The sequence below is a fragment of the Streptomyces marianii genome (genome assembly GCF_005795905.1).
Lineage (GTDB): Bacteria > Actinomycetota > Actinomycetes > Streptomycetales > Streptomycetaceae > Streptomyces > Streptomyces marianii.
The window spans coordinates 8,203,182-8,229,154 of the sequence record NZ_VAWE01000001.1 but is presented as its reverse complement, the minus strand read 5'-3'; the positions used below and the strand labels follow the sequence as shown (position 1 = coordinate 8,229,154).

The following is a 25,973-nucleotide window of genomic DNA, read 5'->3' as shown; positions in this document are numbered from 1 at the left end:
GGCGCGGACGGGCGGGCGCGGCAACCGAGCGCACCGCCCGCACACGCCCCGTGCGGACCTGACGGTCGCGCGGTTCGACGGTCAGTCCGCGGTGGGGGGCGGCTCACGGCACCGCCGGGTGGGCGGCGACGACGCGGCGGAAGAGGCCTTGCACGGCGGTGGTCACGTCGGTGTCGGTCCGGGTGTGGTGACAGGGGCCGGCATAGGCGTGGGTGAGGAAGTCGGCGGTGAGTTCGGGGTCGGGGACGTCGAACTCACCTGCCGCGTGGCCTTCCGCGAGGAGGGTGACGAGCAGGTCGCGGGCGGCGGTCATGGGTTCCTCGGTGCTGCCGCCGGGTTCGTGGAAGAGCCGGTGGTAGAGCTCGTGGTGGTCCTGTTCCGCGGCGACCCAGGCGGCGACGAGGCCGTCGAGGCGTTCGGTCCAGGTCAAGCCGGGCTGTTTCAGGAGCGCGGTGGGCTGCTGGAGCACGCGGTCCCACATCTCCGCCTGGAGGGCGGCGAGGAGTTCCTGTTTGGAGCCGAAGTAGAGATAGACCGTGCCCTTGGCGACCCCGGCGCGGGCGGCGACCCTGCTGACGGTCAGCGCCTCGTAGCCGTCGTCCAGCAGCAGTGCGGCCGTGGCGTCGAGGATCTGGCGGCGGCGGACGTCCGGGGGCTGGAAGCGGCCGGTGGGCTGGGCGGGGGCGGACTTGTCCGCGGGCACGGTCCCTCCTACGTCGTCGGTTGGCCGACCGACCGGTGGCCGGTCAGCCGGAAGCCTCCAGGGTGTCATGCGGCTTGCGGGCGATGACGATGACCGCGTGGTCCTCGCCGGGGTGCTGGATCCTCGGCACGACCCTCCGTTCGGCGCGCACGACGTCCAGGCCGAGTCCGGTGAGGGCTTCGGTCAGCTCGGCGAGGGTGACCAGGTCCCCGGGCTCGGCCCAGTCGCAGGCCTCCTCGTCCCATTCGCCGAGGGCCAGGGTCCCGCCAGGAGCGAGTGCGGTGGCCAGGACGGCGAGGGTCGCGGTGCGGGCCGGGCCGCGGGGCGGCAGGGCGTAGGAGCTGACGGCGAAGTCGTAGGCCACCTCGGGCTGCCAGGTGGCGCTGTCGGCGACGGCCAGTTCGACCCGGCCGTCGAGGCCGCGGGCACAGGCGCCGGCGCGGGTGGAGGCGATGGCGCGGGGAGCGAGGTCCACTCCGGTGACGCGCCAGCCGCGTTCGGCGAGCGCGAGGGCGTTGCCGCCGGAACCGCAGCCCAGGTCCAGGGCCCTACCCGGAGGGAGGTCGTCGGCCGGGGCGAGGAGCGTGGGGTCGGGATCGGAGGTGTCGCTTCCGTCGCCGGTGTAGAGATCGTCCCACTCGAAGTCCGGGTACGAGGTCGCCCCGGGCCCGTGGGCGTGGGCGTGGCCACTGTCGTGCGTGCCGCAAGCGTGGCCGGTGTTGTGGGTCACAGTTCCTCCAGCGGGAATGGGATCAAGCGAATGACCGTTGGTCAGTAGTATGACCACTGGTCATTCGTTTTCGTCAATCCCTTCGGAGGCACCCCCGTGGACCCCACCGCCCAGTACGACACCGTGATCATCGGCGGAGGGCCCGCCGGCCTGACCGCCGCGCTGACCCTGACCCGCTACCGGCAGCGCACCCTGGTCATCGAGTCCCCCGCCCCGCCCCGCAACGCCGCCTCCCGCGGCGTGCACGGCCTGATCGGCCTGGAAGGCGCCACCCCCGACGAGTTGCGCTCCCGCGCCTGGGAGGAGCTGCGCCGCTACGGACTGGCCCGGCGGCTCGACGCCACGGTCACCGAGATCACCCCGCTGAACGGCGACGGATTCCAGGTACGAGCGGACGACGGCAACACGGTGTGGGGCCGGAACGTCATCCTGGCCACCGGCGTCATCGACCAGCGCCCCGACGGCGTGGAGGGTTTCGACGCATGCTGGGGCCGCACGGTGATCCACTGCCCGTTCTGCATCGGCGAGGAGAACGCAGACCGCACCTGGGCCCTGGTCTCCGACGAACCCCTCTACCTCGGCATGGCCGCCACCGCCTTCCGCGCCTGGACCGACGACGCCATCGCCATCGCCCCGTCCGCGCTGCCCGGCGCCGACGAACTGCGCCGAGGCCTGCGCAAGCAGGGCAGCGACCTCGTCCAGGGCGAGATCACCCGCCTGCACCACACCGACGGCGACCTGCACACCGTGGAGCTGGCCGACGGCACCCTCCTGGATCGGGGGACCCTGCTCTGGCCGCGGCCGCAGCGGCAGGTCCCGCTGGTGGAACGCCTCGCCGAAGACCACGGCCTCGCCATGAACGGCGGCTGCGTCACCGTCGACGACGGTCGCCAGACCAGCATCTCCGGCCTCTACGCCGCCGGTGACCTGACCGGAAGAACCTGGGAACAGGGAGCAGTTCCCGCCGTCACCGCCGGAAGTGCCGCCGCCGACGCCATCCACTTCGCCCACCTGGCCTGACCTCCCCGGCACCCCGGGCGAGCGCACCGGTCGCGCTTCCAGCCGCCTACGGGACGGTCGGGGACGGGAAGGCCCGCACCGGAAGCGGTGCACGGCGTCCCGTCCCCGACCCCACACGTGGAAGGCCGTCGTCGACCGCTCCAGCCGACGGATCTCCGGGGCAGGACACCGGCGGCGAGCCGAGGGCGGGAGGTGCGTGTGGGCCCCATGACGAAGGGCGTCGACCACATGTGCGATCGGTCGCTATGATCACGCCTGGCAGGACCGTAGCGCAGTGGTCGTCGCGCCCGAACGTCAAGTAGGAGGACGCCGGTTCGAATCCGGTCGGTCCTGCCGCCCTTATTCCCTGTGGAGGACGCCGAACGCCGGACACCGGCGACACACACCGGTGGAGTGGTGATGACGCAGCCGACCCCCGTGCGCCGCCCCTCGATCGAGCACCCCGGCATCCCGCTCGCCGCCCCTGCCGCCCTCGCCCCGCTGCCGACCGGGCTGGAAGCCGGTCAACCGGACTGCTCCCATGAGGAGTTCCGGCTCGGTCCCCTGAGTCCCGACGGCCGTGCCGACCCGTGGGGGCAGGGTCCGCGCCCGAACGGTGCGACCCGTCCGCTGCCCGTGGCCGCCTCCACCCCGCACGCCGCGCATGTGCCGCTCGGCGCCAACGCGATCGGCAGCACCGGCGCCCGCACGGTGGCCGGCGCCCTGCCCGGCAGCCCGCTGATCCGTCGGGAACCGCACCATACCGACCCGACCCGCCGCGGCACCAAGGTGCTCCCGGCCGCCGTTCCCGAAGGTTCGCCCCTGGAGTGCACGGGGCGCGGCCCCGGTCTCCCCCGCGGCGGGAAGCGCCGCCACCACCAGCGGCTGCGGCCCGTCTCCGGACCCATCGCACACCACGACCCGCGTGTGAAAGGAAGTGTCCACCGGTGAGCTCCTTCCCGCCCGAAGCAGCAGCGGCCTGGCGACGGATCCGCCACTATGCCGTGCCCCCGTGGATGATCGAGCAGGCCACCGCACACCGCCTCGCCGGGGACTGGGCCGCCGCCTGCGCCGCCGCCCGCGTCGACATCGCCTTCGTCCCGGCGGAGATCGCCGCCGGGCACGGCGGCGAGACCGCCGCCGATCTCCTGGACGACCTGCGCCACTTCGTGCCCGACCTGCTGCGCTGGCATCTGCCCCGTTACGTGCGAGGCGGACATACCCGGCTCGTCCCAGGCAGGACCGTTCTTCTGGCCCGCTACGGTCCGCCCGCCGATCGGCCGGCCGGACCCTTGCTCTTCGTGACGACCCCGGGCCGGCCGGAAGGCCCCCAACGGCTCGTGCTGCACTGCGCGGTCGCCGGAGTCCAGGAGTTCCTGGGCGACACCGGTCCCCGTGTCCACGACTGGACCTCGGCCCGGCACCTGTGGGACGCCCGGCACACGGCCGCGCTCCGCGAGCGGTGCGGCGGCGGCCGGGACCGGGCACCCTTCTGCCGCGCCGACGGCACGCCTCTGCCACCGGAGGGGCTGCCCACGGCCGATCCCGGCTCCCACGATCCCGCGGCCCGGACCGAGTGGATCACCCGGCTGCACGAACACGGCGAACTGGAAGCGGCGTTCGCCGCCGCCGGCATCGGCCTCGACCTGAACCCGCCCGCGACCAGGAGCTGGTATCGCGTCGACCCGGAGTCCCTGCTGCGCGGGAGCCCCCTCAACCTCCCCCGACTGACCCCCGAGTTCCGGCTGCTCGCCCGGAGGCGAGGGTGCAGCCGCTTCCAGATCCCGCGGAACCACGGTGCCGCCATCCTGCTGGAGCTCTCCGAGCCCGGCCCGGCCGGAACGCTCCGGGCGAGCCTGGCCCCGCCCGACCGGCTCGCCACCGTGCCGCACGTGCCCGAAGCCTTCTGGCGCCGACTGCCCGACCTCGATCTCGTCCGGAGCGGGCAGGTGGCACCCGCGCGGTTGCACCCTCTGGTCGCCGGGGCTCTGTTCCCCGCCCTGGAGGTCGCCGACGGCGCCGCGGGCCCGCCCGGTCCGCAAGCCCCCGAACCGTTCCGCGTGCGTTGCCGTGGCGAGTGGCACCGGGTCGCCTGGGCCGACGGCGGCCTCCGGATGCCCCACGCCGAGGAGGAACAGCGCCGGGAACGCGCCCTGCGCGCCCTCGGCGGCGCCGTCACCGGCTGCTTCGCCGTGCAGCCGGCCTGGGCGTCCGACTCCGGCCGACTGCCGAAGGCACTGCGCGCCCAGCGGGCCGATCTCTTCCGGCGCGCCGAGCACGGCGACGCCCCGGGCGTGCTGGCCCTCCTGGACGCGGGCGTCGACCCGCACGTTCGGGACGGTGCCGGGCGTACCCTGCTGCACGCCCTCCACCTCCTGGACCACGAGGAGTTGCTGCCCCGGGTGCTGGCGGCGGGAGCGGACCTGGAAGCCACCGACAGGTCCGGCCGGACGCCGCTGTTCACGGCCGCCTCCGAAGGCGGATCGCGCACCCTGGTGGAGGCGTTGATCGCCGCCGGAGCGAGCATCGGTTCGGTGGACCCGTCGGGCATGTCCCTGGCCCACGTCATCAAACTCCGCAGGAGGGGCGACCTGGCCTTCCTCCGCGACCGAGTCCGCACGGAGCACCCCGGCCTCGGCGACGACAGGTGGGAGGCACGGGCTCGCGTCTCGGCGACCAGGACGATGAACACGACCGATGAGGGCACGCACACGTGACCGCCACCACCGGCCTGCCCGGCCCGTCCCACCCGGCCGGGTCGCTCGCCGCTGCCGACGCGCTCAACCGCAGTCTGGGCACCACGCGTACCGAGCCGTCCGCCAGCCCCCGGCTGGAGGCCCTCGCCCTCGCGGTGACGGCCGACCAGCCGGTGCTGCTGTGGGGCGAGCCCGGCATCGGCAAGTCCGCCGGACTTGAACAGCTGGCCGCCGGGCTCGGCCTGCCACTGGAGACGGTCATCGCCAGCGTGCACGAGCCGTCGGATTTCTCCGGCCTGCCCGTCGTCGGCGACGAGCCCGCCACCGCCGGCGTGCCCATGGCCCCGCCCGACTGGGCGGTCCGCCTCGCCCGCGCCGGGCACGGTCTGCTCTTCTTCGACGAGCTGTCCTCCGCGCCGCCCGCCGTCCAGGCAGCGCTGCTGCGCGTGGTCCTCGAGCGCCGCGTCGGCAGCCTGGCACTGCCCGGGGCCGTCCGGATCGTCGCCGCCGCCAACCCGCCGTCGAGTGCGGCCGACGGCTGGCACCTGAGCCCGCCGCTCGCCAACCGGTTCGTGCACTTGAGCTGGACCCACGACCCGCGCATCGTCGCCCGGGGAATGGCCGGCACCTGGCCGGAGTTGGCCGTTCCCGTCGTCGACCCGGCGAAGGCACCCGGCGCGGCAGCCCGTGCCCGCGGTGTGGTCTCCGCCTTCCTCACCGCTCGCCCCGGACTGGTCCACCACATGCCCGGCGACGCCGAGAGCCGGGGCCGGGCCTGGCCCTCGCCCCGTACCTGGGAGATGGCGCTGCGGATGCTCGCCGTCGGCTACGCGACCGGGGCCGGACGCGAGGCCCTGGCGGCCGCGCTCACGGGCGCCGTCGGCGACGGTGCGGGCATCGAACTGCTGTCGTTCCTGGAGCACCTGGACCTGCCGGACCCGGACCGGGTACTGGCCGCTCCGGACGCCTTCGCCCTGCCCGAGCGCGGCGACCGGCAGTTGGCCTTCCTCATCGCTGTGGTGGCTGCCGTCCAGAGCGACCTCACCCGTGAACGCTGGGAGGCGGGCTGGACGGTCCTCGCCAAGGCCGTCGACGCGGGCGTGCCCGACGTTGCCGCCCGCGCCGCGACCGATCTCGCCGCGATGCGCCGCCCCGGCTGGCCCGTGCCCGCGGGCATCGACGCGTTCCTGGAACTGCTCCGGCAGTCCGGCGCCCTGACCGGCGGCTGAGGGCTCGGCTGCCATGAGCCACGGGCCGGAGCCGACGCTCGACATGACCAGACTGCTCGCCGCCCGCTACCGCGCGGCGACCGAACGCCCGTACCTGGCGTCGGCTCTGTACGCCCTGACGGTGGTCCCGTCCCGCCAGGTCCCGACCATGGGAGTGGACCGGCATTGGCGCTGCTACGTGTCTCCCGCCTTCGTGGACGCGACCCCCGTACCGGAGCTCGCCGCCGTGTGGGTGCACGAGGCGTCCCACCTGCTGCGCGACCACCACGGCCGGGCCGACAGGCTCCCCTTGGCCGACCGGCTCGACCGCTACCGCGTCAACGTCGCGCAGGACTGCGAGATCAACGACGACCTCCTCGCCGACGGTCTTCCCCTCCCAGAGGGGCGGATGGAGCCTCGCAGCTTCGGCCTGCCTGAAGGGCAGCTGTTCGAGGCGTACGTCGACCGGCTCCCGCCCAGCGTGCGCACACCCGACTGCGGGTCCGGCGCCCACGGCCAGACCGTGCCGTGGGAGCTGGGCGCACCGCACGGCCCCGCCCGCCTCGGCCCGGCCGAGGCGGAGGCCCTGCGCCGCGTCACCGCCGAGGCCATGCGGGCCCACCAGCGAGCGCGGGGCACTCTCCCCGCGGGCTGGCGGCGCTGGGCGGAACAGGTCCTGGAACCCACCGCGGACTGGCGGCAGGCGCTGTCCGGCGCGGTACGGGCGGCCGCGGCATGGGCGGGCGGCGCCGTCGACTACACCTACGGTCGCCCGTCCCGCCGCACCCCGGCGCTGCGCGGGGTGATCCTGCCGAGCCTGCGCCGCCCGCTGCCGCGTGTGGCCGTCGTGGTGGACACCTCCGGCTCCATGGGCGAGGACGAACTCGCCGCCGCCATGGCCGAGATCACCGGAGTGCTGCGGGAGGTCGGAGTGCGGGGCAACCGGGTCACGGTGCTGGCGTGCGACGCCGATGTGCACACCGTGTCCCGGGTGACCTCGGCCGACCAGGTCGAACTGGCCGGCGGCGGGGGCACGGACATGCGCGTCGGCATCGGGGCGGCCCTCGCCCGGCCCGACCGGCCCGACTTCGTCGTCGTCCTGACGGACGGTCAAACGCCCTGGCCCGACGCCGGGCTCTCCTCCTGCCGGGTCGTCGCCGCGCTGATCGGCTCCGCCGCTCCGGCCCCTCCCCGCTGGGTGGAGACGGTACGGGTCCCAGCGGACGGGCTCTGAACTTCGGCGACGCCTCGGGCCGCACGGCCCTGGCGCACGCACAGGTCCACGACGTCGGCGACCACGCGCGGCGTCGGGGACGAGTACCGGGCGGCGACCAGGGCAGACAGACGCGTGCGCGGCACCCGGGTCCGGGGGTGGACCGTGGAACCACCGTGGGGAACCTTGCGGTCGGGTTCCGTCCGCGAGGACGCGGCCGCCGTGGAGCAGCCGCGTCCTCGCCTGTGCCCGTCAGACCCCGACCGTGTCGGGCTCGCGGGCAGGTTCCGAGGACTCGGCGGTGTCGCCGAGTTCCCTGCGCAGCCTTTCGCCCTCGACGTCGACGTTCGGCAGGATGCGGTCCAGCCACGTGGGGAGCCACCACGCCTTGGTGCCCAGCAGGGCGAGCACGGCGGGCACGATGGCCATGCGCACGACGAAGGCGTCGAAGAGGACCGCGATGGCGAGGCCGAACCCCATCATCTTGATCATGTCGTCGTTTTCCATGATGAAGCCGGAGAAGACACTGATCATGATGATCGCGGCTGCCGCGACGACCCGACCGCCGTGGGTGAAGCCGGTGGTGACGGACTCGGCGGCGGACGATCCGTGGACGTAGGCCTCGCGCATGCGGGTCACGAGGAAGACCTCGTAGTCCATCGCCAGGCCGAAGACCACGCCGATCATGAAGATGGGCATCATCGACATGATCGGACCCGGCTGGTCCACGCCGAACACGTCCGCGAGCCAGCCCCACTGGAACACCGCGACCACCGCGCCGAGCGCCGCCGCCACCGAGAGCAGGAAGCCCAGGGCCGCCTTCAGCGGGACGAGGACGGAGCGGAACACCAGCATCAGGAGCAGGAAGGCCAGGCCGACGACCAGGGCGAGGTACGGGATCAGCGCATCGTCCAGGGTCTGCGAGAAGTCGATCGTCATCGCGGTCATGCCTGTGACCAGGACGGTGGCGCCCGTCTCGGACCTGATGCCGTCGGACAGCGAGCGGATGTCCCTGACCAGCTCCTCGGTGGCCGCGTCGCTCGGCCCGGTCTTGGGCACGACGGTGAGGACGGCGGTGTCACCCTGCTCGTTGAAGTTCGCCGGGGTGACGGCGGCGGCCTCGCCCAGGTCGGTGATCTCCTTGCCGACGGTCGCGACGGCGGCCTTCGCGTCGTCGGCGCCCCGCGTGTCGACGGTGACCATCAGCGGGCCGTTGAACCCGGCGCCGAAGGACTCGGACAGCATGTCGTAGGCCTTGCGCCGGGTGGTGTCGGGTGCCGAGCTGCCCTCGTCCGGCAGGCCCAGTTCCAGACTGGTGGCCGGCACGGCAACGACGCCGAGGCCGATCACCGCGGTGAGCAGCACGGTCACCGGACGGCGCAGGACGAAGCGGGCCCAGCGAGTGCCGAGCTTCGGCTCGGCGGACGCCGTCCGCTGCCCGGCGGCCGCCTTGCGGTCCCTGCGGCTGAGTGCCCTCCTGCCGGCGAAGCCGAGCAGCGCCGGGGTCATGGTGAGCGCGATCAGCACGGCGATGCCGACCGTGGCGGCGGCGGCCAGACCCATCTTGGTGAGGATCGGGATGTTGACCACCGCGAGTCCCGCCAGGGCCACGACGACGGTGAGCCCAGCGAAGACCACGGCGGAGCCGGCGGTGCCGACCGCGCGTCCCGCGGCCTCCTCGGGCGTGCGGCCCTCGGCGATCTCGGCGCGGTAGCGCGAGACGATGAACAGGGCGTAGTCGATGGCGACCGCCAAGCCGATCATCATGGCGAGCGTGGAGGTCGTGGCGGACAACTCCAGTGTGCTGCCGAGCGCTCCGATACCGGAGATGCCGATGCCCACACCGATGATCGCCGAGAGCAGCGGCATTCCGGCCGCAACGAGGGAGCCGAAGGTCAGCAGGAGCACGACGGCCGCAACACCGAGGCCGATCAGCTCAGCGGTGCCGCCCATCTCCTGCTCGGCCATGACCGCGTCGCCGCCGGTTTCGACGGTGAAGCCGGCGCTGCGCGCGTCGTCGGTGGCCGCGGTGAGCGACTCGCGGGCCTGGTCGGTCAGCTCCATGGCATTGACCGTGTACGTCACCGAGGCGTACGCGGTCGTGCGGTCCTGGCTGACGGCGCCCGCCTCGAACGGGTCGGCCACCGAGGCGACCTGCGGGCCGCCGCCGAGGGCGGTGACCAGCTGTTCGACCGTGGCTCTCCCGGCCGGGTCGGAGATCTTCCCGCCTTCGGGGGCGCGTATCACGACACGCGCCGTGGCGCCTTCCGCGCCGGCCGCCGGGAAACGCTCGTCGAGCAGGTCGAACGCCTTCTGGGACTCGGTGCCGGGCATGGAGAAGGAGTCTTCGGGAGGGGCGGGCGCGGCGGACGCTGCAACGCCGGCGCCCACGAGTACGGCCACCCACAGCAGGGCGATGAGACCGCGGCGCCGGAACGCGCGTCGGCCGAGTCGATAGAGGAACGTAGCCACCTGGGACCAATCCGTCGGATGCGGGCAGGACGAGACCCGGCAGATGGGATGGAGGGGTTCTGACCGGGCTACCCGTTCATGCTCGCCCGGGTTCTTCCTCATTTGATCCGTCCCTGGGGCTGGACCGGCGTACTGCATTGGGTGTAGCGCGTCTCCGCGCCCCTCTCCCCCGAGGAGTAGATCCGAGGATGGGTGTACGCCACATTTTGTTCCCTCACCGAACCAGTGCCTGTCAGCCGGCCCGGCCGTCGCGTTCCCCCAGGGCCGCTCCGGACGATCCAAGGCGCCCCCGAGCACGTCGGGCCCTCGTGAACGTGGATGCCCCCTGATGGCGGCCCGGGCGCCGGAGACGGGACCTGTCAACCGCACGGTTCCGGCGGCCGGTTCGGTGCCGACGGAGGGTAGCGCGGCCCGGTCGGTGCCGGCGGCCGTTGCTCCCCTCGGCCGATCCGGCCTCGCCTCGTCCGTACGCTCCAGGCGCGCCGGAGCCGGTCATGGGTGCACAAGGAGGACGTCGGCGACATGATCAACGCAGGTGGGAGCCCGCGGCCTCAACCGGCGTTGAGCGCCACCCAGCGAAGAGTCCTGAACCCGGACCGCCGGTCCCGATCCCCGGGATCCCGATATCCAGGGAGGGTTGACGGCGGACGGGTCCCCCGCGGGAACGGAACGACCCATGCGCCGGTGGCTGCCGACGCCGTCCGGGCCCGCGACTTCCACCGCGATGCCCGTCGGCTCCGGACTCGTACGCGGGTACGACGGCATCAGTGCCGTGATGGCGGCCGAATGGGGCCTGGCTGCCGCTCGTCACCACCGCCGCGAGCCCGGGATGACGTTCGGCTGCCGGCGACCTGTCGGGCCTGCATTTCAGCGCCCTCCCGGCCCCGGCCCACTCCCGCATCCCACCCGGCTGCGTATCCGCTACACGCCTTGCGCGCCTGACAGGCGGTTGACCGCCCAGCGGACAGAAGGCCGTTGAGGAGTCGGGGGCAGCGGGCGACGCACTCCGGGCGGCGTACTCACGCTGATGGGCGGGCCGGGGCTCTCCGCCGACAGGGACGACGAGCCCCGGCCCCGATCGCACATCAGGCCACGGCTGCCATCACGCTCCACGTCTTGGCCGCTGAACGCTGTCCCTGGTCCCCCGGGGATACGCGATTCCGGGCAGCCATCGGCGCGTCGCCGTCCGTGAGAAGCCCGATCAGTGACGTGCGAGCGCGGGCCACGCGCGAGCGCACCGTCCCGATCGGGCAGCCCATCGCCTCGGCCGCCTCCGCGTAGGGAAGGCCCAGGAGTTGCGTGACGACGAAAGCCTCCCGGCGTTCGGCCGGAATCTGCGCCAGGAGCTCGGCGAGCGCGATCCCGTCCTCGAACCCCGGCGTTCCACGCGGCTGGGTCTCCTCGGCCACCGCTTGCCAATCGTCCCGATCGGACAGACGGGGACGTGCAGCCGCGTGCCGGAGGCTGTCCACCACGGTGCGCCGGGCTATCGAGAGCAGCCAGGTGCGGGCCGAGGAGCGCCCTTCGAACCGGTGGAGGCTGCCCAGAGCCCTGAGAAAAGTCTCCTGGGTGAGGTCGTCCGCCGCCTGTCTGTCGGCGCTGAGGTAGGCGACGTAGCGCCAGATGTCGTGGTGGAGGGCCCGCACGAACTCCTCGACGGCATCGGGGTCGCCGGCGCGCGCGGTGAGGGCCAATCGAGTCACTGCCGCGTCGGCATCGATCCCGTGATCGAGCTGGTCAGGGTCGGATTGCAGGGTCATGGCAAGTCTCATCGCCAGAGGTCCTTCGGGGGATCCGGCGCCGCTGCGAGACGGCGTGAGTCCGGTGAGTGGTACGGCCTGCCGGATGGCATGGCCGATGCCCGAAGCACGCGAGGGGCGTGCCTTCGAGGAGCCGGCTGTCAGACGACAGCGATCCTCGCGGGTGGACCCCGAGTGGTGAAGGCGCTGACGAGCAGCATGTCGCGCGGCGGTGTCGACTGGCGCGACCTGCGGACACGGATGCGCGAGCGGTGCGCCGGCACGAGGGGACGGTGCATCGTCCTCAGCGGAGCCAGCAGCCAACCGGCGAATGCGCGCAGCAGGCGGAAGAAGGCCCGCTCGCCATGAGCGAGCCAGACGCCGCACAGCACTGCTGCGGCCAGGTGCGCGGCCAGCATGCCGAAGGGTGAGGCGTGGCCGCTGACGGCGTGTCCGACCGCCGGAGCAGCGCTCTCGGTGATGGCTTGCGCGGTGTGATGGAGGTGCGTTCCGGCGCTGGGCGTCCCGGCGTGCGTACCCGAGACGAGTAGGTGAGCCGGCTCGGTCAGCGTGGTGGCGTCAAGGCCGCTGCCGGAGGCTGCCGGATCGGAGGAGCTGCCGGCAGCAGTGGTTCCGCAGAGCAGGTAGTCGACCCACTGACTCCCGAGGGGGGCGTTCCGCGGCAGCCGGGGATGCACGGCCGCCTGGGCGAGAGAGAAGCAGGAGTGCAGGGCGCCTTGGGTGAGGACGGTGGCCGAGGTGACGACGAGGAAGCCGCGTTCGCAGGTGGTGAGCGCCCAGCCCGTCGCGCATGCGGCAACGAACGCCGCTGCCACGGCCCACCATGGCACGTGGATTCCCGACATCAGGACGTGGCCGATGGCGGCGAGCAGCACGCAGGTGGCTGCGAACGTGGCAGCCCGTACCGCGCGGCAACATCGGCCTGAAGTCATGGCGGACTCATCCTTGCATCCCCTCACTTGGCAGAGCACCGGCTGGTACGGATCCCCGACGGCGGAAATCTCATTCCATGGCTTGTGGCGCACACCACACGACTCAGGCGGAACCGGGGAGTTGAGCGACCCGACTACCTCTCGTGCTCGCAGGACGGGTTGCGGCGGGGAACGGCGGGAACGGCGGGGAACGGCGGGAAAGGGGACAGCGGTGGCGACGTCTGACGGGGAAGGCCGCGGAGACCGGGAGCTGACGGCAGTTCTCACGAGCGCGATGGCGTTCTCGATGCTGCAGCTGTTCCTCCTCGGCGCCTTGGGCCCTCGCCTGGTCGGGGAACTCGGCATCTCTGCCACGCTGCTCGGCCTCACCACGACGATCGGCTTCGGAACCGCGGCGGTGCTGTCGCCCGTGAGCGGACGGATCGTGGACTGGATCGGCCCTCGTCGTGGGCTTGTTGCACTGTTGCTGGTCGCGGCGGCAGCACTTGCGGCGATCGGCGCCTCGCCCGGGGCCGGGTTGCTGCTCGGGGCCGTCGCCCTCGGCGGGCTGCCCCAGGCACTTGCCAACCCCGCCACGAACAAGGCGATTCTGGCCGTGATCCCCGCTGAGCGACGGGGAGCGGTCACCGGCCTGAAGCAGTCGGGCGTGCAACTGGGCGCGTTCGCGGCCGGGCTGCCTCTCGCGGCTCTGGCAGGTGGCATCGGATGGCGAGGGGCGGTGTGGACCGCTGCCGGTTCGGCCGTGATGGTAGCGGTGTGGACCCTGCGAGCGCTGCCTGCCGATCCGCCACGGCCCAGCTCCGTGGTGCCACCGGCCGCCCTGGGCAGGGGACGGCACATCGTCTGGCTGGCGGTGTACTCCCTGTTCCTGGGTTGCGGTATCGCCTCCGTCAACACCTACCTCTCGCTCTTCGGGACGCGGAAGCTTCACCTGGGACCGACGGCAGCCGCCGCTCTGGTCGCCGTGTTGGGCGTCGCCGGGATCGCCGGGCGGGTGGGCTGGGCGAAGGCCGCCCGGCCGGGACGTGCCGAGTGGCTGCCGGGGTGGCTTGGAACCGGGGCCGTCGGCGCGGCCGGGCTGCTCGCGGCGGCACTCTCCGTCCCCCCGTTGGTATGGGTGGCGGCCGTGGCAGTGGGGGTGTTCGCGGTGGCGGGCAATGCGGTGTCCATGGTGCTGGTCGTGCAGCGGGCGGTCCCCGGTCGGGCGGGCCAGGATTCGGCACTTGTCGCCGCCGGGTTCTTCGCGGGATTCGCCGTCGGGCCCCCGCTCTTCGGGCTCCTTGCCGAAGCGGGGCACTACGGATGGGGATGGCTCTGCGTGGCGGTGGAGTTCGCGGCGGCCGCCGCGGTCGCCTTCGTCTGGGCCGGACGCGACCGTCATGAGCGCTCCGGGTCCAAGGCGTGACGGCGAGGGCGGACCGACAGGACGCGCTGGCGTCTGTTCTCGACCGGGCGGCCGTTACCCGGGCCGAGGTCGGCATGCGATTCCCGCTGTTCGCCGATCCGTGTGACGGCCGCTGGACCACGACGGGCCGCGGCTCGTGGACCGGTGGTTTCTGGGCGGGACTGCTCTGGCTGCGCGCGCGGTGGACGGGCGCGGCCGAGGACCGGGCCGCCGCGTCGTCGTGCATGGCACGACTCGCGCCCTGGGCCGATGCCGACACGGCCACCCGGGGTCTGATCCTCTGGTACGGGACCGCGTTGGCCGCCGACGACGGTGCGGCCGCGGCGCTGCGCGAGCGTGCCGCCCGCGCGTGCCTGGAGTCCTGGGATCCGGATCTGGGCCTGGTGCCCTGGGGGTCGGCACTGGGCGGGCCCCGGTTGCTGGCGCGCGTCGACGGTGTGCCCGGCATGGTGCAGCTGCTGGCCGCCGCGGGTGGGGAGGGGGTGGCTGCGGCCGGTTCTCATCTGCATCGCCATCTCGACCTGAGCCTGGGCGCCGGCGGCGCGGGAGGTGGTCTCCCGCGCCCGGCATGGGCTTTCGACCAGGGTGTGGGGTGGCGTCCTTGCACGGACCCGCCATCGGGTTGGAGCCGGGGACGCGCCTGGCTGCTGCTGGCCGTCGCCGACGCTCTGAACCGTCCCGAGGCGGCGGACTGGCGGCCCGAGCGTCTGCGGGCCGTTGTCGAGAGGTTGCTCGCCGAGGGCGATGTCCTTGCGGGGCCGTTCGTACCGCCTGCCGAGGAGTCGCGACCGGAGGGGCCTCTGGACACCTCGGCGGCCGCGATCACCGCTGTCGCGCTCCTCAAGCTGTCGCGCCTCGGCGGGCCGGGAGCCTCGGAGCTCTCGAGTCGGGCCGGTGCCGTACTGGACCATCTGGTCGGCACCCAGATGTCCGACGGCCACGGCGGCCGACCGCACGGCATGCTGCTCAACGGGTGCTACGACGCCGGACGGGGCACTGCGGTCCGCCATGAACTCATCTGGGGTGACTTCTTCCTGGCTCTGGGACTGGCGGCAGTCGGCGGACTCGTCGATGTCAGCGAGGTGTGACGGGGTTCCGTTCGTAGGTGCGCAGGATGCGGCGGGCGACTGATGTGATGTGCAGTTCGTCCGGGCCGTCGAGGATGCGGGCGGCTCGGCCGGTGCGGAACAGCGCCGGAAGGGCCGTGTCCGGACCGAGTCCTGCCGCGCCGTGGATCTGGATGGCGGCATCGGTGACCTGCTGGAGCGTGCGGGCCGCGGCGACCTTGGCGAGACCGACCTCGGTGTGCGCGTCCCGTCCGGCGTCGAGGAGTGCCACCGCTTCGTGAACCAGCGGTCGTGTCGTACGCAGGGCGAGAAGTGCGTCGAATACGTGCTGCTGGACGAGTTGGTGACCGGCGAGCGGACCGCGGGATCCGGTTCGGACGACGGCCCGTTCGCACATGAGGTCGAAGGCGCGTTGGGCCTGTCCGAGCCAGCGCAAGGATCGCAGGGTACGTCCGAGCTGGAGCCGTTCTCCGGCCACCGCCAAGGCCTGCCCGCGCTCGCCGATCATGTGGTCGCCGGGCACGGTGACACGGTCGAGCTCGATCTCCCACTGCCCACCGGCGCCGAACAGGGGCAGCTCGCGCCCCACCCGGAATCCGGGGGAAGCGGTCGGGACGAGCAGCAGGGAAAGGCCGTCTCGGTCACCGGCGGTGCCGTCGGTCCGGGCCAGGACCGTGACCAGGTCGGCGTCCGCGGCCCCGGAGGTGAACCATTTACGGCCGGTGATCGACCAGTTCCCGTCCGGCCGCTGTTCGGCCTGCGTGACAGTCAGGAACGGGTCCGTGCCGGGCACGTCCGGTTCGGTCATCGCATAGCAGGACCGTATCTCCCCTGCCACCAGGCGTTCGAGGTAGAGCTCCCGGACCCGTGGGCCGCCGTGGCGGGCGAGCATCCGCACGTCCAGCAGGGGCGCCGAGCCCAGTGCCGTGGGACCGTGGTCACTCGCGCCCTCGGCCTCGGCGATCTCGGCGTAGGCGGCGAGCGTCAGACCGCCGCCACCCAGTTCCGCGGGCAGCGCAAGCGCCCACAGCCCCTCGGAGCGGGCCAGACGTCGCAGCTCGGACAGAGCCCCTCCCGCCTCGGGCCCCCCTGCGTCCAGCACCCGTTCCCGCGGGACCACCCGGTTCCGCACGAATCCCTCAACCTGTGCCCGCAGGTGCTGCGTTGCCGCAGCACCGTGGGGATGCCCGCTGGTCGTTCGCTCTGTACTCGCCACTGTTTTCCTCCAGTTGGGTGGGAACCCATGGGAACGGCCGTCCGACTCCCTCTCCGTGGAACTGGTCGGGTGGAGACGCCCGGGAGTTCCCGCGTTCCGAACGACCCCCGGCGGCGGCCACCGTCGCGCCAGGAGAGGAGAGGCATGGCGTCACCAGTCACCACGAGGACGGTCCGGCCACTCGACACACTGCGTTTCGACACGTCTGGACCGCCGGAGATCACGAGCGTCGTCACGGATCACTTGCTTCGCCTCGGTGCGCAGGCAGCCGGCTCGGTGTCCGGCACGGCACCGACCGGGCAAACCGTCCTGGCCGGCGGAGGCTTCCATCCCGCGGAGGCACGCACGACGTGGTCGGAGCCGAGGGCCGGCATCGTCGACGAGGCCACCGTTCAGGCAGCGACCGGCGTCATGGGCGTGCATGGGCGCAAGCACGGGGCGCCATGTGGCCTGGCGGCCGACTACACCGCCACCGCCGCCGCCGTCCTGACCGTGCAGGGGCTGCTCGCCGGTCTGCTGGCTCAGGCACGAGGCGGTGGCCCGGCCCGGGTGTCCACCCGGGCCGACCACGCCGGACTGCTGACCGTCTTCCAATACCTCGCCGCCGCCGGCGCCGACGAAGGTGAAGCCGCCGACATCGCCGCCGGAGGACCGCCGTTCACCTCGGCCGAGGGTCTCCACTTCGAACTCGAGACCCTGGACCCGGCCGCGTGGGCCACGTTCTGGCGCGCCCTGGAAACGCCGACGGACGCCGTCCGGAGCGGATGGCGGCCGTTCCAGTTCCGGTACGCCACGGCCTGCGCTCCCTTTCCGCGAGCCCTGCACGCCACCACCCGGCGTCACCCGCTGGAACGGATCCGGCAGGCCGCGTCGAACGCCGGCGCCCAGGTGTGCGTCCTGGGCACGCTGGCCGGCAGGGCAGCAGAACACGAGGACGCCGACCCCTGGCGGCTGAGCCTCCTCGATCCCTCCGGCGACCGGCCCGGCTCGCCGGCTCCGCCACCTCCCGGCCGTCCGCTGGCCGGGACCACGGTGCTGGAGGCCGGCAGACGCATCCAGGCCCCGCTCGCCGCACATCTGCTCGGGCTGCTCGGTGCCGAAGTGATCCGCATCGAGCCGCCGGGCGGGGACCCTCTGCGGGGTATGCCGCCCACCTCCTCAGGCGTCTCGGCCCGCTGGCTCGCCCTCAATCGAGGCAAGGACGCCGTCGAGATCGACATCAAAGCGGACGCGGACCGCCGCCGGCTGCGCGAAATGGCGGCCGAAGCCGACGTCTTCCTGCACAACTGGGCGCCGGGCAAGGCCTCCGAGCTGGGCCTTGACAGCAGCGACCTCGCCTCGGTGAATCCCGCCCTGGTGTACGCGTACACCAGTGGCTGGGCCGGCCGGATCGCCGATGCCCCGATGGGTACCGACTTCATGGTCCAGGCCCGCACCGGGGTCGGCGAGGCCGTGCGCCCCGAGGGCGAGGTGCCGGCGCCCTCCCTGATGACGCTCCTCGACGTCCTGGGCGGGCTGCTGGGAGCGGAGGCGATCCTCGCCGGGCTGCTGCAGCGCGAACGATCCGGGCACGGCGTGCACGTCGAGTCCTCGCTGCTCGGCGCTGCCGAGATCCTGACTGCTCCCGCACTGGCCAGAGCGGCCCGCGGCGAGGACACCCGTAAGCCCGCAGGGTTCCGCCGCCCCCTGCCGACCGCCGACGGCTGGGTCGCCCCCTGCGACGACTCGGCTGCCGAAGCGGCCGCACACGACCTGCGTGAACTGACCACGGCCGACGCGGTGCAGCAACTCCACGCGGACGGCCTGACCGCCACCGCGGTCACCACCGATCTGTCCGGCCTGCACCGTGATCCGCGCTTCGCCGGCTCGATCGGCCGCGACGCACACGGTGCACCCGCCGTCCCCGACCCCTGGAGCTTCGTGTGACCGTCGAACTGCGCGACCTGCTGCCCGCCGATCTCCGCCGCTCATGGGTGGTCGACGGGACCTGCCCCGACCTCGACCTCTACAGCCTCTTCCGTGCACGCCAGATCTCGGACCCGCACCGCACCGCCGTCCTCGACGGCAAGGGCAAACTCTGCTACACCGCCCTGGACCGCAAGGTCCGATCTCTCGCCGGCGGACTCAGAGATCTGGGCATAGGTCCCGGTGATGTGGTCGGCGTCCAGTTGCCCAACGATCGCAACGCGGTCATCGCCGATCTCGCACTCGCGGCGCTGGGCGCGATCGCTCTGCCGTTCCCCGTCGGCCGCGGGAGCCTGGAGGCCGAGTGCCTGCTGCGGCGGGCCGAAGCCGTCGCCGTCATCGCGGCGACCGAGCACCGCGGCACACGGCACGCCGCCGACCTGTTCACCCTCTCCACAGCCCTGCCGGCGTTGCGTCACGTCGTCGCCGGGGGCTCGGGCACCGCCCCCGCAGGGACGATTCCGCTCGCTCGGCTGATGCGCTCCGACCGGGGCGGCTTCATCGCGGCGCGCCCCCACCCCGACAGCGCGGCCCGGATCCTCGTCTCCTCCGGCTCCGAAGCGGAGCCCAAGATGGTCGCCTACTCGCACAACGCCCTCGCCGGAGGGCGGGGCAACTTCCTCGCCTCACTCATCACGGACGGCACCCCGCCCCGGTGCCTGTTCCTCGTACCGCTCTCCACCGCCTTCGGTTCCAACGGCACCGCAGTCACCCTCGCCCGGCACGGCGGCACACTCGTCCTGCTCGACCACTTCACACCGGAGAGCGCGCTCGCAGCGATACGGGACCACAAGCCCACGCACGTCCTGGGCGTGCCCACGATGGTGCGCATGATGCTCGACCAGCTCGACGAAGCGGGCGGGGAACTCCCCGCTCCCACAGCCCTGGTCCTCGGTGGGGCGCCACTCGACGGCACGACCGCCGGCGCCGCGTCCGAGGCGTTCGGCTGCCCGGTGGTGAACCTCTACGGCTCCGCGGACGGCGTCAACTGCCATACCGGCCTCCGCCACCGCACCCCGCCCACCGACGGTCACGGCGTGGTGGCGGGCCGCCCGGATCCCCGTGTGGCGGACATCCGCGTCACCGACCCGGACGACGGCGAAGTCCTGGACCACGGCCGGGTCGGTGAGATCGTCGCCCGCGGACCGATGTCCCCGCTCTGCTACGTGGGAGCACCGGACCTCGACGCCCGCTACCGCACGCCCGACGGCTGGGTACGCACCGGCGACCTCGGCTTCCTGGACGAGGATGGCGTTCTCCACGTCGTCGGACGGCTCAAGGACGTCGTCATCCGCGGCGGGGCCAACATCAGCCCCGCCGAGGTCGAGCGTGAACTCACCTCGCACCCCCTCATCCGGGACGTGGTGTGCGTCGGCGTCCCGGACGCGCTGATGGGCGAGAGACTCGCGGCCTGTGTGGTGATCCGCGGATCGGACGCGCCCACGCTCGACGAACTGGGCGAACACCTCACCACCCGCGGGCTGGAGCAGCGCAAGCGGCCCGAGCACCTGCTGGTGGTGGAACGGCTTCCGCTGACTCCCGCCGGCAAGCCCGACCGGGCCGCGCTCCGGGAGCGCCTGTCCGCAGCGGCGTCGTCGCCCGGAACGGCCGGGACGGACTCGCTCGTATCAGCCGGCTGACAGCCTCGAGGCAAGGGCGAAGGGCGGGAGGGCACCGACGGGCCCTCCCGCCCCTCGCCGCTTCCCGGAGAGCCGGGGTGCTCCCACGGCCCTGCGAGGCGTCGTTCCTGCTCACGTCCGCCACGACTCGGGCGCAACGGACGGACGGGCCACATGCTTTCGCACACCTCGGCATGTGCTCCCAGGGTCGGCCGGCGGAGGACCGCCTCGCGGCTGTGACGGCCCGTGCCCGCGCGGCGCGCCTCAGGACGCGCCCATGGCCTTCTTCAGTTCCGTTGCCGCGTTGCGGTAGACCGGGAGCAGGTCCAGGTCGTCACCGGGATAGTTGACGATCTTCACCTGCTTCGCCCCGGAGTCGGGCAGCACCGGTCCGGTTGACATGTGGGCGTTGTCCAGGACCAAGGCGGGCTTCTTCTTCGACAGGTCAGCGAGCTGCGCCGGTGTCACGGGCTCGGGACCGTAGGTGCCGACCACGTTCGCTCCGGCGAGCTTCGCCGACCAGGCGGTGAACACCTGCGTGACGACACTCGGGCTCTTGCCGGCGGGCCAGGCCGCCTTCACATCGGCGGACAGTTCGGCGTACTCACCCGAGAAGGTGGTCTTCCATTGGGCTGCGGCGTCCTCCGTACCGAACAGCTTGCCCAGCCGAGCCACCTCGGCACCGACCTTGTCGACGTCGTTGTCGAGATCGACTTCGACGAGCTCCGCCTTCGAGCCCGCTGCTTCCTTGATCTTCGCCGCGTACGGCTCGAAGGGCGCGTACAGCACGAAGTCGGCACCGGCGACGGCGGCGAGATCGGAGGGTTTGGGGTCGTAGTCGGGGGCGTGGTGCACGGACCGGGGCACGATGACCTTCACGTCCTCGGCGCCTGCGGCCTTGGCGAAAGCGCCTTCCCACGTGGTGGTCACCACCACGACGGGCTTGTCCTTTGCACCGCCCTTCGCACCGTCGGTGCCGGCCCTGGCCGACGTGTCGCCGTCGCCCTCCCCTCCGCAGCCGGCGCTCAGGAGCAGTGCGGTGCTCAGTGCGACGAGGGAAGCGATACGGACGCGGGTGCGCGCCATGAGGTGTTTCTCCGTTCGGGTACGAGGTGGACGGCGAGGACTACTGCCCCCGCGGTGAGGACGAGGACCGGGCCGGGTGGCCAGTCCAGCCAGAGGGCCGACAGGAATCCCGCCCCGTTGACCACGACGCCGATACCGACCGCCCAGACGGTGATCGACCTGAGTGAGCTGCCCAGCCGGCGCGCGGCGAGGGCGGGGAGCAGGGTGAGGGCGTCGACCAGCAGCGCGCCGGTCAGCTTGATGGCGCCGGCGACCGCGACGGCGACCAGGACCAGAAGCGCCACGGTGAGGCCACGCACCGGAACGCCCGAGCACTGGGCGAGTTCACGGTCGTGGAGCAACAGCGCCACGTCCCGGCGGCGCCACCAGAACAGGCCCGGCACGAGCACGGCGAGCACACCGAGGACGACGAGATCCGCGGCGCCCACCGAGAGGATGGAGCCCCACAGCAAGGCGAAGGCTCCGGACGCGTTGACGCCGGACACCGCGAGAACGAGGAGGGCGGCTGCGACGGCCAGGCTCATCAGCAGGCCCATGGCGCCGGACAGCCCGTCCGGAGTGCGGGCCAGTGGGGCGATACCCGCACCCGAGAGAGCGCACGCCACGAGCGCGCACAGCATCGGGTCGAGACCCGTGAGGAGTCCGACGGCAATGCCGAGCAGGGCGACGTGCATCATCGCGAAGCGCACGGGCATGATGTCGAGCCCGACGATGATCACGCCGACGATCGGCAGGCCGACGGCCGCGAGCACGAGGGCGAAGCCCGCGCGCTGTACGGGAACGAGTTGCAGGAGTGCTCCGAGGTCGGCGGTCGCCAGGGTCATCGGCCCTCCCGGAGCCGCCCGGCGGCCATCTCGAGCACGCGGTCGCACCGTTCGGCGAGGGTACGGTCGTGGGTCACCACGACGAGCGTGACCGGCAGCGAGGTCAGCACGTCGGCTGCTTCCTCCTGCCCCGCGAAGTCGAGCGCCGCCGTGGGCTCGTCGGCCAGGAGCACCCCCGCGCCGGCCGCCACGGAACCGATCGCCCGCGCCAGATACATGCGCTGCAGTTGCCCTCCGGCGAGGGTGTGCAGCGGGCGCCGCGCCAGCGGGCCGACGCCGAGCCGGTCGGCGGCCTCTTGCGCCTCGGCCGGCGCACCACTGCTGGTGAGCAGTTCCTCCCCTCGAAGGGGAAACCTCCCGGCGGCCGGCTTCTGCGGGATCCAGGCGCACGACCGGCGCCGCCACGCCCACTCGGCGGGCGACGTCGCCCCTCGTCCTCCGACGAGAATGGTGCCTGTCACCTGTCGGTGCAGGCCGAGCACGGCTCGGAGCAGAGTCGTCTTCCCCGAACCGTTGGTCCCGGTGAGCGCCACGGTCTCGCCTGCCGCGATCTCGAGATCGATGTCGGCGACTGCTTCGACGCGGCCGTGACGGCAGGCAACCCCGCGCATATGTATGTCCAGCCCGCCCATCCACGTGTCCTTCCGGCCCTCCGTCATTGCCCGGACGAGCCCAACGGGCCCGCCCACGGGTGAGTAGTCGGTCCAAGTGGCGTGCCAGTTCCCGGCAGTCGACGAATTTCGCTTGCTCACGCAGACCGGTCCGGCCCGGCAGGTGGTCACCCCCGTTCCGGTCGCGTCGACCGGGTACGGCACGAAGGTGCTGCTGTTCTGATCGATCCGCGAGGCGCGGTCCAGGGGCGGCGCGGCCCGCTGGGGGCAGTCGAGGCGTTCGCAGATGCGGCAGCCCATGCCGATCGGGGTGGCGGCGGAATGTCCGGTGAGGTCCAGGCCGTCGGAGTGGACGAGCCGTGCGCGTGGCGGATCTCGCAGCCGAGTCCGACGGCGTACGTCGTGCCGGGCTCGCCCCAGCCCCCGCGGTGCCGGGCGCTCGCACGGGCGGTCCACAACACCAGCGCCCCGGCCCCGAGGAGCAGTACCGCCAGGGGCTCTTCGCCGACCGTCCGGCCGTCGACGCCGACCGGCGTACGTACCTGCCGTATCCGATGGAGAGCGACGATCGGTGACGGAACTCGGGGCCCGCGCCGCATCGGACCTTGCCCACGCCCAACGACGCGGCTGTTCTTGGTCAAGGTAAGCTCACCCGGCCCCAGCCGTGCGCGCCCATACGCCCCCTTGAGCACGCGCCGCACGGGCTCGGTCACGTCGACCGTCCCGACCGCTGTCGGGGCACCATCCGTGGCCGAGATTGAACGGTGACGGATCCGCACACGTAGTAGTGCGGAAGAGGCATGACCGCCCGACGAACGCGAGGAGGAGTGATGGCCGACCGTGGCCTGCTCCGTGCCACGCGGGTGGCGGTGTTCAGCCTGGTGTGCGTGCTCCTGGCGGCCACCGGGCACAGTGTGGCCGGCGGGCATCATCCGCCCTTCGCCCTGCTCGCGGTCGGCGGCACGGCCGTCGCGGTCACGGCGGGGCGCCTCGCCGGACGGGAGCGCACTTTCGGGCAGATCGCGGGTGCGGTCACGGTCACGCAGGGCGCGCTGCACCTTTTCTTCGCGTTCACCGGCCCGGACCACTCCCGGACGTCGCCCTCCGCGGCCAACGGCCAGCCTGTCGAACTCATGTCGCATGCAGGGCATATGGGCGCCTACGGCTCGGAAGTCGTGACCGGAGCCGCCGGCGCAGGGGCCGAATCCGTCGGCATGGCCACGGCCTCCGCCCATCTGAGCCCGCTCATGCTGCTCGCCCACCTGGTCGCCGGGCTCGGTGCCGCCTGGTGGCTGCGCCAGGGGGAGGCCGTGGTGTGGCGGCTGTGCCGACTCCTGGGCGCACCCCTGTCGGCGGCGCTGCACGCTCTGTCCCTGCTGCGGCGGTGGTCGCGGGTCGGGGCGTTGCTCGCACGCCGCCGCCATCCGCTGGACCGCGGCTCGGACCGCGAGGTGCCGTACCGCACCCGGGTCCTGGAGCACATGGTCGCCCGGCGTGGTCCGCCTGTGCTGTTCACCCACTGATCCGACCGCAGCGGTGCCGACGCGCCGCTCGCCCGGCCGGTGTTCCCACCGCCCGTGAAGCCGGACCATCCGGCCGCACACGGCGGCTCTCACGCGTGCCCCCGGCTCCCGCGCGGCTCCGCTCGTCGCGCCGAGGACCGATCGGTGGCGCGCGCCCTTCCGGCAGTGAACAGCCCCGGCCCGCCGCGTGCGGGCCGGGCAGGACTTCAGGAGCTGAACCCACTCATGAGCACCACCTCCGACGCCTCTCCCAACGGAGCTCCAGCCGCCGACTCCCCGGACGAGAAGCCCACGTCCGACCGGTCCGGCACGACCTCGTCCGCCGCCCCCGCCAACGGTCGTACACGCTCCGGCTGGTGGCCCCTGCTGACCCGGCTGCACTTCTACGCCGGCATCCTGGTCGCCCCGTTCCTGCTGGTAGCGGCGCTGACCGGGCTGGCGTACACCGCCGTTCCCCAGCTGGACCAGCTCGTCTACAGCCAGGAGCTGCGGGTGGAGGAGGTGGGTGGGACGCCGAAACCGCTGACGGAGCAGACAGCGTCTGCCCGCGAGGCCCACCCCGAGGGCAGCATCGTGTCGGTCATCCCGCCCGAGGCCGCCGACCACACCACCAAGATCGTGCTCTCCGTCCCCGAGCTCGCCGAGCAGGACAAGCAGCGCACCGTCTACGTCGATCCCTACACCGCCGAGGTACGCGGCGCCCTGACGACCTGGTCCGGCTCGACGCCCCTGGCGACCTGGCTGGACGACCTGCACCGCAACCTCCACCTCGGGGAGACGGGCCGGCTGTACTCCGAACTCGCCGCGAGCTGGCTGTGGGTGCTGGTCCTGGGCGGTCTGCTGCTGTGGTTCGGACGCCGGCGCACCTACGCGGGGGGAGCGAAGCGCGACATGCTGCTGCCCGAGCGCGGGGCCCGCGGAGTGCGCCGCAGCCGCAGCCTCCACGCGATCACCGGCGTGTGGATCTCGGCCGGGCTGCTCGTCCTCAGTGCCACCGGTCTGACCTGGTCGGCGTACGCCGGCGAACGCTTCACCGAACTGCGCACCTCCCTGAGCGCATACGCGCCCGAACTGGACACCACCGCATCCGCTGAGGGCTCCTCCGACCGCTCCGACGGGCACGAGACCGGCGGGAACGCCGTGGACAGCGGCCTTCCGCAGGGACTCAGCCCCGACCGGATCCTGGAGAAGGCCCGTGCCGCGGGTCTCGACGGTCCGGTGGAGCTCAGCGTGCCGGCCGACGAGGAGAGCACCTGGACGGTCGCCCAGACCGACGGCCTGTGGCCGGTCCGCATGGACAAGGCGGCCGTCGACCCGCACAGCGGCGAGATCACCTCGCGTGTCGACTGGGCGGACCACCCGGTGCTGGCCAAGCTCAGCAGCCTCGGCGTACGCGCCCACATGGGCACCCTCTTCGGACTGGCCAACCAGATCGTCCTCGCGGTCATCGCGCTCGGGCTGAGCGTCGGCATCGTGCTCGGCTACCGCGTGTGGTGGCAGCGCCGGCCCACCCGGGCGGACCGCCGTGCCCTGGTGGGCCGCGCACCCGCGCGCGGCACGTGGCGGCACCTGCCCTGGCCCGCCCTGGCCGTGACCGTGCCCCTGGTGGTCGCCGTCGGCTGGGCGTTCCCGCTGCTGGGCTGGTCCCTGCTGGCCTTCCTGGTCCTGGACGGTGTGCTCGCGCTGGTCCGGCGGCGGCGCACCGCCGGTCCGGCGGCGAACGCCTGACACCCGTCCCGTGCCGTGTGGCCCGCGCTTCGCACGAGCGCGGGCGACACGGCCGTGGAAGCGCCGGTCCTGCGGTGGCGGGACTCGGGCGGGCGCTTGTTCGGCGAAGGCGCCCCAAGCCCTCCTTCTGATCAGCGGTACACGGCCGGCCTCAGGACGGCGAACGCACGGCCGCCCCGCACACCCTCGAACGGCTGGAGCACAACCTCGTACAAG

Annotated in this window: 21 protein-coding genes, 1 tRNA gene and 1 pseudogene; 13 read left to right on the top strand and 10 right to left on the bottom strand. The window is 72.8% G+C overall.

The window, feature by feature from the left end; genetic code table 11:
* Nucleotides 1–103: 103 nt before the first annotated feature.
* Complete coding sequence (locus FEF34_RS37035; RefSeq protein ID WP_171053235.1) at nt 104–703, bottom strand: TetR/AcrR family transcriptional regulator; 600 nt, start codon at nt 701–703, stop codon at nt 104–106.
* A 43-nt stretch (nt 704–746) separates the two neighbouring features.
* A complete protein-coding gene (locus FEF34_RS37030) occupies nt 747–1,433 on the bottom strand; it encodes an SAM-dependent methyltransferase (protein WP_171053234.1) in 687 nt (228 codons plus the stop codon).
* 96 nt (nt 1,434–1,529) lie between these two features.
* Between FEF34_RS37030 and FEF34_RS37025 the strand changes: the two genes are divergently transcribed.
* From FEF34_RS37025 to FEF34_RS37000, 6 genes are all read left to right on the top strand, one after another.
* Entirely contained in the window at nt 1,530–2,453 is a 924-nt protein-coding gene (locus tag FEF34_RS37025) for an NAD(P)/FAD-dependent oxidoreductase (protein WP_138057064.1), read from the top strand.
* 260 nt (nt 2,454–2,713) lie between these two features.
* Nucleotides 2,714–2,786: transfer RNA gene (locus FEF34_RS37020), tRNA-OTHER, on the top strand.
* A 66-nt stretch (nt 2,787–2,852) separates the two neighbouring features.
* On the top strand, nt 2,853–3,383 hold the full coding sequence (locus FEF34_RS37015) for a hypothetical protein (RefSeq protein ID WP_138057063.1): 531 nt from the start codon (nt 2,853–2,855) through the stop codon (nt 3,381–3,383).
* The gene (locus tag FEF34_RS37010; protein WP_234042882.1) at nt 3,380–5,149 is read left to right on the top strand and encodes an ankyrin repeat domain-containing protein; all 1,770 of its coding nucleotides are present in this window, start codon (nt 3,380–3,382) and stop codon (nt 5,147–5,149) included. Before FEF34_RS37015 ends, FEF34_RS37010 begins: the two co-directional genes overlap by 4 nt.
* Nucleotides 5,146–6,357: a sigma 54-interacting transcriptional regulator gene (locus FEF34_RS37005; RefSeq protein ID WP_234042864.1), complete on the top strand. Its 1,212-nt coding sequence runs from the start codon at nt 5,146–5,148 to the stop codon at nt 6,355–6,357. Before FEF34_RS37010 ends, FEF34_RS37005 begins: the two co-directional genes overlap by 4 nt.
* Nucleotides 6,358–6,370: 13 nt before the next feature.
* A complete protein-coding gene (locus FEF34_RS37000) occupies nt 6,371–7,570 on the top strand; it encodes a vWA domain-containing protein (RefSeq protein WP_138057061.1) in 1,200 nt (399 codons plus the stop codon).
* Between the two features lie 231 nt (nt 7,571–7,801).
* On the opposite strand, the gene FEF34_RS36995 is transcribed toward FEF34_RS37000, so the two are convergent.
* The 3 genes from FEF34_RS36995 to FEF34_RS36985 all read right to left on the bottom strand — a co-directional run bounded on the left by FEF34_RS36995 (nt 7,802) and on the right by FEF34_RS36985 (nt 12,713).
* Entirely contained in the window at nt 7,802–10,021 is a 2,220-nt protein-coding gene (locus FEF34_RS36995) for an MMPL family transporter (protein WP_138057059.1), read from the bottom strand.
* A 1,085-nt stretch (nt 10,022–11,106) separates the two neighbouring features.
* Nucleotides 11,107–11,781, bottom strand: coding sequence for a sigma-70 family RNA polymerase sigma factor (locus tag FEF34_RS36990; RefSeq protein ID WP_234042855.1), 675 nt, complete (start codon nt 11,779–11,781; stop codon nt 11,107–11,109).
* Between the two features lie 140 nt (nt 11,782–11,921).
* Complete coding sequence (locus FEF34_RS36985) at nt 11,922–12,713, bottom strand: hypothetical protein (protein WP_138057057.1); 792 nt, start codon at nt 12,711–12,713, stop codon at nt 11,922–11,924.
* Nucleotides 12,714–12,924: 211 nt separating this feature from the next.
* Between FEF34_RS36985 and FEF34_RS36980 the strand changes: the two genes are divergently transcribed.
* Nucleotides 12,925–14,118, top strand: a complete 1,194-nt coding sequence (locus tag FEF34_RS36980; RefSeq protein WP_234042842.1) for an MFS transporter — start codon at nt 12,925–12,927, stop codon at nt 14,116–14,118.
* A gap of 74 nt (nt 14,119–14,192) precedes the next feature.
* On the top strand, nt 14,193–15,206 hold the full coding sequence (locus FEF34_RS36975; RefSeq protein WP_325063662.1) for a sugar ABC transporter permease: 1,014 nt from the start codon (nt 14,193–14,195) through the stop codon (nt 15,204–15,206).
* Here the strand turns inward: FEF34_RS36975 and FEF34_RS36970 are convergent.
* The gene (locus tag FEF34_RS36970) at nt 15,193–16,401 is read right to left on the bottom strand and encodes an acyl-CoA dehydrogenase family protein (RefSeq protein ID WP_138057054.1); all 1,209 of its coding nucleotides are present in this window, start codon (nt 16,399–16,401) and stop codon (nt 15,193–15,195) included. The genes FEF34_RS36975 and FEF34_RS36970 overlap by 14 nt on opposite strands.
* 144 nt (nt 16,402–16,545) lie before the next feature.
* On the opposite strand from FEF34_RS36970, the gene FEF34_RS36965 reads away from it, so the two are divergent.
* Both FEF34_RS36965 and FEF34_RS36960 read left to right on the top strand, forming a co-directional pair.
* The gene (locus tag FEF34_RS36965; protein ID WP_138057053.1) at nt 16,546–18,327 is read left to right on the top strand and encodes a CoA transferase; all 1,782 of its coding nucleotides are present in this window, start codon (nt 16,546–16,548) and stop codon (nt 18,325–18,327) included.
* A complete protein-coding gene (locus FEF34_RS36960) occupies nt 18,324–20,006 on the top strand; it encodes a class I adenylate-forming enzyme family protein (RefSeq protein ID WP_138057051.1) in 1,683 nt (560 codons plus the stop codon). The genes FEF34_RS36965 and FEF34_RS36960 overlap by 4 nt, the downstream gene beginning before the upstream one ends.
* Before the next feature lie 243 nt (nt 20,007–20,249).
* Here FEF34_RS36960 and FEF34_RS36955 read toward each other — a convergent pair whose 3' ends face one another.
* The 4 genes and pseudogenes from FEF34_RS36955 to FEF34_RS43450 form a co-directional block, all read right to left on the bottom strand.
* Entirely contained in the window at nt 20,250–21,071 is an 822-nt protein-coding gene (locus FEF34_RS36955; protein ID WP_138057050.1) for a TroA family protein, read from the bottom strand.
* Entirely contained in the window at nt 21,029–21,895 is an 867-nt protein-coding gene (locus FEF34_RS36950; RefSeq protein WP_138057049.1) for a metal ABC transporter permease, read from the bottom strand. Before FEF34_RS36950 ends, FEF34_RS36955 begins: the two co-directional genes overlap by 43 nt.
* Entirely contained in the window at nt 21,892–22,527 is a 636-nt protein-coding gene (locus FEF34_RS36945) for a metal ABC transporter ATP-binding protein (RefSeq protein WP_138057047.1), read from the bottom strand. The genes FEF34_RS36950 and FEF34_RS36945 overlap by 4 nt, the downstream gene beginning before the upstream one ends.
* A gap of 168 nt (nt 22,528–22,695) precedes the next feature.
* Nucleotides 22,696–22,970 (bottom strand): annotated as a pseudogene (locus FEF34_RS43450) (short-chain fatty acyl-CoA regulator family protein); the annotation flags it as partial.
* On the opposite strand from FEF34_RS43450, the gene FEF34_RS43445 reads away from it, so the two are divergent.
* The 3 genes from FEF34_RS43445 (at nt 22,872) to FEF34_RS36930 (ending at nt 25,757) form a co-directional block, all read left to right on the top strand.
* The gene (locus tag FEF34_RS43445; RefSeq protein WP_234043301.1) at nt 22,872–23,081 is read left to right on the top strand and encodes a hypothetical protein; all 210 of its coding nucleotides are present in this window, start codon (nt 22,872–22,874) and stop codon (nt 23,079–23,081) included. The pseudogene FEF34_RS43450 and the gene FEF34_RS43445 overlap by 99 nt on opposite strands.
* Before the next feature lie 255 nt (nt 23,082–23,336).
* Complete coding sequence (locus FEF34_RS36935) at nt 23,337–24,029, top strand: hypothetical protein (protein ID WP_138057046.1); 693 nt, start codon at nt 23,337–23,339, stop codon at nt 24,027–24,029.
* 225 nt (nt 24,030–24,254) lie between these two features.
* Nucleotides 24,255–25,757 (top strand): PepSY-associated TM helix domain-containing protein, encoded by a 1,503-nt coding sequence (locus FEF34_RS36930; RefSeq protein ID WP_138057045.1) that lies wholly within the window; start codon nt 24,255–24,257, stop codon nt 25,755–25,757.
* The last annotated feature ends 216 nt before the right edge of the window (nt 25,758–25,973 follow it).

Bases quoted from the DNA above. Each gene is read 5' to 3' on its own strand.
- FEF34_RS36965 (WP_138057053.1), top strand. From the start codon at position 16,546: ATGGCGTCACCAGTCACCACGAGGACGGTCCGGCCACTCGACACACTG.
- FEF34_RS36990 (WP_234042855.1), bottom strand. From the start codon at position 11,781: ATGACCCTGCAATCCGACCCTGACCAGCTCGATCACGGGATCGATGCC.
- FEF34_RS36955 (WP_138057050.1), bottom strand. From the start codon at position 21,071: ATGGCGCGCACCCGCGTCCGTATCGCTTCCCTCGTCGCACTGAGCACC.
- FEF34_RS36930 (WP_138057045.1), top strand. From the start codon at position 24,255: ATGAGCACCACCTCCGACGCCTCTCCCAACGGAGCTCCAGCCGCCGAC.
- FEF34_RS37015 (WP_138057063.1), top strand. From the start codon at position 2,853: ATGACGCAGCCGACCCCCGTGCGCCGCCCCTCGATCGAGCACCCCGGC.
- FEF34_RS36975 (WP_325063662.1), top strand. From the start codon at position 14,193: ATGCGATTCCCGCTGTTCGCCGATCCGTGTGACGGCCGCTGGACCACG.
- FEF34_RS36950 (WP_138057049.1), bottom strand. From the start codon at position 21,895: ATGACCCTGGCGACCGCCGACCTCGGAGCACTCCTGCAACTCGTTCCC.
- FEF34_RS36985 (WP_138057057.1), bottom strand. From the start codon at position 12,713: ATGACTTCAGGCCGATGTTGCCGCGCGGTACGGGCTGCCACGTTCGCA.
- FEF34_RS36945 (WP_138057047.1), bottom strand. From the start codon at position 22,527: ATGGGCGGGCTGGACATACATATGCGCGGGGTTGCCTGCCGTCACGGC.
- FEF34_RS37000 (WP_138057061.1), top strand. From the start codon at position 6,371: ATGAGCCACGGGCCGGAGCCGACGCTCGACATGACCAGACTGCTCGCC.
- FEF34_RS36935 (WP_138057046.1), top strand. From the start codon at position 23,337: ATGGCCGACCGTGGCCTGCTCCGTGCCACGCGGGTGGCGGTGTTCAGC.